The 5092-nt window shown below is 61.6% G+C and carries 6 protein-coding genes; 2 read left to right on the forward strand and 4 right to left on the reverse strand.

From position 1 onward, the window contains the following. On the reverse strand, positions 1-1405 hold a 1405-nt coding region (locus ABSG20_RS29550), incomplete at its 3' end, for an ABC transporter ATP-binding protein (RefSeq protein WP_423867998.1). A 121-nt stretch (positions 1406-1526) separates the two neighbouring features. Further along, complete coding sequence (galE, locus tag ABSG20_RS29555) at positions 1527-2540, reverse strand: UDP-glucose 4-epimerase GalE (protein ID WP_423868002.1); 1014 nt, start codon at positions 2538-2540, stop codon at positions 1527-1529. Positions 2541-2668: 128 nt separating this feature from the next. Between galE and ABSG20_RS29560 the strand changes: the two genes are divergently transcribed. After that, positions 2669-3745 carry a glycosyltransferase family 4 protein gene (locus ABSG20_RS29560; protein ID WP_423867999.1) on the forward strand — a complete coding sequence of 359 codons (1077 nt, stop codon included), beginning with the start codon at positions 2669-2671 and terminating at the stop codon, positions 3743-3745. Here the strand turns inward: ABSG20_RS29560 and ABSG20_RS29565 are convergent. After that, positions 3742-4305 carry a hypothetical protein gene (locus ABSG20_RS29565; protein WP_423868000.1) on the reverse strand — a complete coding sequence of 188 codons (564 nt, stop codon included), beginning with the start codon at positions 4303-4305 and terminating at the stop codon, positions 3742-3744. The genes ABSG20_RS29560 and ABSG20_RS29565 overlap by 4 nt on opposite strands. A 71-nt stretch (positions 4306-4376) precedes the next feature. On the opposite strand from ABSG20_RS29565, the gene ABSG20_RS29570 reads away from it, so the two are divergent. After that, positions 4377-4718, forward strand: coding sequence for a hypothetical protein (locus ABSG20_RS29570; protein WP_423868003.1), 342 nt, complete (start codon positions 4377-4379; stop codon positions 4716-4718). A gap of 101 nt (positions 4719-4819) precedes the next feature. Here ABSG20_RS29570 and ABSG20_RS29575 read toward each other — a convergent pair. Further along, on the reverse strand, positions 4820-5092 hold a 273-nt coding region (locus ABSG20_RS29575; protein ID WP_423868001.1), incomplete at its 5' end, for a hypothetical protein.

Consider the following 5092-nt stretch of genomic DNA (forward strand, 5'->3'; position numbering starts at 1 on the left):
ATTCGTGCGCGCAGGCCGCTTTGGCTGATGCCACGATCTCGGCTTCGCTGGCGCCGACCTTGCCGAACGCGATGTTCGCAGCGATGGTGTCGCGGAACAGATAGACGTCCTGCCCGACATAGGCGGTCTGCTGGCGCAGCGATCGCCGCGACACCGCTGATATCGACTGTCCGTCGATCAGGATGTCGCCCTCGCTTAATTCATAGAACCGCAGCAGCAGCGCCAGAACGGTCGATTTGCCTCCGCCGGAGGGGCCGACCAGCGCGGTGACCTTGCCGGGCTCGGCTGTGAAACTCATGTGGCGGAGCACCGGCTCGTTGGGACGGTAGGCAAAGCTGACGTCGCGCAATTCGACCCGGGCATCCCTGAGTTTCAGCGCCGGCTTGTCGTCGTCATCAGGCTCGCTGGCGGGACTGTCGACGATCTCCAAGAGCTTGCGGGCGCCGATCAGGCTGCTGTTGAGTTCAATGTTGAGGCGCGCCAGCCGCTTGGCCGGCTCATAGGCCAAGAGGAACGCGGTCAGGAACGAAAAAAATTGGCCAGGCGTCGCCCCCAACGCGACCACGCTATAGCCGCCATACATCAAGCCGCCCGCGACCGCGAAACCGCCGAGCGTCTCCATCAGCGGGCTCGAACGGTTGGAAACCCGCGACATCTTGTTGGCGTTGCGTTCGACCGCACTGATGCTGGCATCGATACGTTCGCGCATCGTCTGCTCGAGCGTAAAGGCCTTGACGGTGCGAATACCCTGCAGCGATTCCTGCATGGTTTCCATGATGTCGGCGGTGCCGGTAAACTGGTTGTGCGCGAGGCCCTTGATCCGCTTCACCAGCTTGCGCAGCACCAGCATGGCCGGCGGCGCTACCGCGAAACCGAGCAGTGCCATCAACGGGTCCTGCATCAGCATCACGACGACGAGCCCGATCAGCGACAATACATCGCGGCCGACGGCGTTGATCAAAAGGCTTAGAACCTGGGTGACGGAATTGGCGCCGGCCGTCAGGCGCGCCAGGAATTCGGACGAATGCCGTTCCGAGAAAAAGGCGATGCTTTCGCTCATCAGCTTGGCGAACAGCCGGCGCTGGTTGTTGGCCAGGATGGCGTTGCTGATCTGCGACAGGATCACCTGGTGACCATAGGTCGCCGCACCCTTGAGGATGAAGATCAGGACGGTCACCCCGGACAGGATTGCGATGCCGCGGACGTTCTTGTCGACATAGGCCTGGTTGATGACCTGGCCGAGCAGGTAGGCCGATCCCGCTGTTGTCGCCGCCGAGACCGCCATCAGCGCGAAGGCCAAGAGATAACGGCGCCAGTAGGCGATCCCCTGTTCGGTGATCAGGCGCCGAATCAGGATCGCAGCGCCATAGGGGTCGTCGGTGATTTTCCTTGGAAGTTCTGTCATCCGCGTTCCATTGACAGCGCAGGGTTTATCGCCCGCGCGTCAGGGGTCTCAAGCGCTGCGTCTCCTTGCCCACAATGGCCGGGCTTTTCAAGCCAAATCGGGACTTGCACGGAACTCGATATCAGGCCGATACCTGCTGCCGCAGCTCGCCATGGCGCTCGCGCGACAATTTCTCTTGCCATGCCAGCGCGTGGGCGGCGATGGTCTCGAGATCATCAAATTGTGGCGTCCAGTCCAGCGTCGCGCGGATCCGGCCGGTGTCCGCGATCATGGTCATGATGTCGCCTGGCCGGCGCGGGGCATATTGAACCGCAAAATTGCGCCCGGAGACACGCCGCACGGCCTCGATGGTTTCGAGCACGGAGTAGCCGCGGCCGTAGCCGCAATTCAGCGTCACCGAGGCGCCCCCGCCGCGCAGATGGGACAAAGCGGCGCGATGGGCCTGCGCCAGGTCGCTGACGTGAATGAAATCCCTGATGCAGGTGCCGTCCGGGGTCGGATAGTCAGTTCCGAACACATCGATCTTGGCGCGCTGTCCGGTCGCCGCCTCGACCGCGATCTTCAACAGATGGGTGGCGCCCAGGGTCGCAAGCCCGATGCGCGCTTGCGGATCGGCGCCGGCGACATTGAAGTAGCGCAGCACGACGTAGTTCATGCCGTGCGCGGCGGCCGTGTCATGCAACATGATTTCGGTCATCAGCTTGGAGGAGCCGTAAGGCGACAGCGGCCGTGTCGGGGCGCTCTCCGGAACCGGCACCTGATCCGGATTGCCGTACACCGCCGCGGTCGACGAAAAGATGAAACGGTCGACGCCGCACTTCACGGCCGCGGTCAACAGACTGCGCGTGGTCATGGTGTTGTTGCGGTAATAGGCCAGGGGATCGCGCATCGAATCCGGCACCACGACCGAGCCGGCAAAATGAATGATGGATTCGACGCCATGCGCCGTGATTACGCCTTCGACGAGGTTTTCGTCCGCGGCGTCGCCGATGAAGAGCGGAACGCCTTCGGGCAGGAACGCGGAAAATCCGGTTGTTAGGTTGTCGATCACGACGACGCTTTCGCCGGCTTCCGCCAGCGCAAGAACCATATGGCTTCCGATATAGCCGGCGCCGCCGGTGACGAGCACGGTCATGAGCTCACCCATCTCCGCTTTACCCCGGCCGATGCTATCCGGGTCCGGTGAAGAGTGTGTTCCGGCGCTGGTCAACTGGCCACCATGCTTAATGTTGCGTATAGGAAATGCGCGAAACGGAGCCTGACGTGGGAATCGAGACCATTTCCGCTGACAATCTGCAGCTGATCGTGCCGAATCTGCACAGGCGCTACTCCGGAGTCACCGCGACCAACCGCATGGTGGCGCCGAGACTCGCGAAAATGTTCCGCGCGGCATGGCTCGGCCCCGATGCGCCGGACGGCATCGCGCGGATGGGATTCACGGATCTGTTGAAATTATGGCGGCGGCGTACGCCATTGATCTGGCACGCGCGGCGCAACGACGAGATGATCGCAGGCGTATGGTTGCGATCGCTCGGCTGGCCGCTCAAACTGGTGTTCACCTCGGCGGCGCAGCGGCACCATACCTGGATCACCCGGTGGCTGATCGGACGGATGGACGCCATCATCGCCACCAACGACGCCTCGGCGTCGTTTCTCAAACGCGAAGCAACCGTCATTCCGCACGGCGTTGATACCGATGTTTACGTGCCGCCTCCAGACCGTGCGGCGGCGTTTGCGGAGACCGGGTTGCCCGGCCGCTTTGCGATCGGCTGCTTCGGCCGGGTGCGGGCGCAAAAAGGCAGCGATGTGTTCGTCGATGCGATGTGCAGGCTTTTGCCGCGCTATCCCGACTTCACGGCGGTTTTGGTCGGCGCCATCACACCGGAGCAGATGCTGTTCGCCAACGATCTGAAGAACCGCATCGCGGCCGCCGGGCTGCAATCGCGGATCGTCATATCGGGCGAACTTGCAATTGAGCAGGTGCAGCGCTGGTACCAACGGCTGACGATCTACGCCTTCACCTCGCGCAATGAGGGATTTGGATTGACGCTGATCGAGGCGATGTCGGTAGGCGCGGCGCTGGTGGCCTCGCGCGCGGGCGCGGCCGAGCTCGTGGTCGAGGATGGCGTGACCGGCGTGCTGATGACGCCCGGCGATGCCGACGCGCTTGTCAAAGCCCTGGAGCCGCTGATGCGCGATCCGGCCTCGGCCGCGGTGATGGGCGAGCGGGGACGGGCACGAGTGCTTGAGAAATTCAGCCTGGACGCGGAAGCGAACCGGATTGCGATGGTCTATCGCAATCTTTTCAACGCGACGCTTGATTCTCAAGCGTCCGCTTAGTGGATGATGAAATTGCTCGCGTGCAGGTCTGCGATTCGAACATCCGTCAGAGTGATGCTGTCGTGATTGCCGAGGCCCACTATCGTATCGTGGCCACTATTGGCCCACTGGAACGCGGAGTGCGTATGGCCGCTCAGCGCATCCTGCAAAAGCTCCGCGAGCTTGCTGTTAGCGAGCGGTGAGGACCCCTCAAGTTCAGATATGTCACCGCCATGGGTGTTCACACCAGCAACTGTACCGGCACCCGCGTGGAATATCAGTGAGTCGTTGCCCGGCCCTCCAATTGTTACCGAGACCGGCTGTGGGGTTGCAGCGGCAAGATTGCTCTTCACGGGAGGATCGACAGCCAAATTGCTCCGACTTGCGTGACCCGAGCTGACGCTTGCCGCAATTGAGCTTTGGGCAGGCGCATTGACGCTGAACGCGGCCCATGGCGACTGGGAATATGGGTCGTTGGCGCAGACCAGGAGGTTGTCGCTGCCGGTGGTTCCACTGTGGAAGGTGACCTCCGAGAGCTGTGCAGCCGTGACACCAAAGACCTGGTTCGAGGGTTCAGCCACCCCGTTCAGCGCCCAGTACCCGTTGCCGCTGGTCTTGTCGTAGAAATAATATTCGGTGATCGGGTAGCCGCATCTTAGTCAAGCCGGGCGGCCGGCTCTCGCTGCAAGCATCCACCATCGCTCCGAGCACTGGATCGTGGTGGGTGACCGTCAACGAGCAGGTCAAGACCGTATATGAAAACGAACGGATCTATATCCCGATCGGCGCCCTGCACCGGCTGGAAAATCCCGGGAAGATCCTGCTGGCATTGATCGAGGTCCAGACCGGCAGCTATCTCGGCGAGAACGACAAAATCCGCATCGAGGACGATTACAGCGGCGTTGAAGGATCAAAGGATCGTTCGTTGAAGCAACAACGCACGCCTTCTTCGACGTCCGGCGCGCTTGAACTGGCAGGCGAGGGCGGACGCTGATGCAGGATCAGGACGAGCTTGCCCAACCGCACATAGGTTTGGCGCAAAAGCACCCTCTTCGCCAACGCGATAAATCTGAAAAGCATTTTCAAGAATATCGATCAGTGGATGATGAAGCTGCTTGCATGAAGCTCGCTGATCGAGAGATTTGTCAGCGTTATGCTGTCGTGATTTCCGAGGTTGATCACCGTATCATGGCCACCTATCGTCGACTGAAACAGGGATTGCGGCTGGCCGGCCTGAGCCTCGCTCAGCAGCGCCGCCAACTGGGCGTTGCTGGTGAGCGATGAAAATCCATCGAGCTCGATGATAGGGGCGCTTGGGGCATTGGCGATAACCTCCGCGCCGAGACCTGGCCGGAACACGAATGTATC

Origin of the sequence: Bradyrhizobium sp. (assembly GCF_049512235.1) — a bacterium.
Lineage (GTDB): Bacteria > Pseudomonadota > Alphaproteobacteria > Rhizobiales > Xanthobacteraceae > Bradyrhizobium.

Excerpts from the sequence above, each read along its gene's own strand:
- galE (WP_423868002.1), bottom strand. The coding sequence starts at position 2,540 with ATGACCGTGCTCGTCACCGGCGGCGCCGGCTATATCGGAAGCCATATG.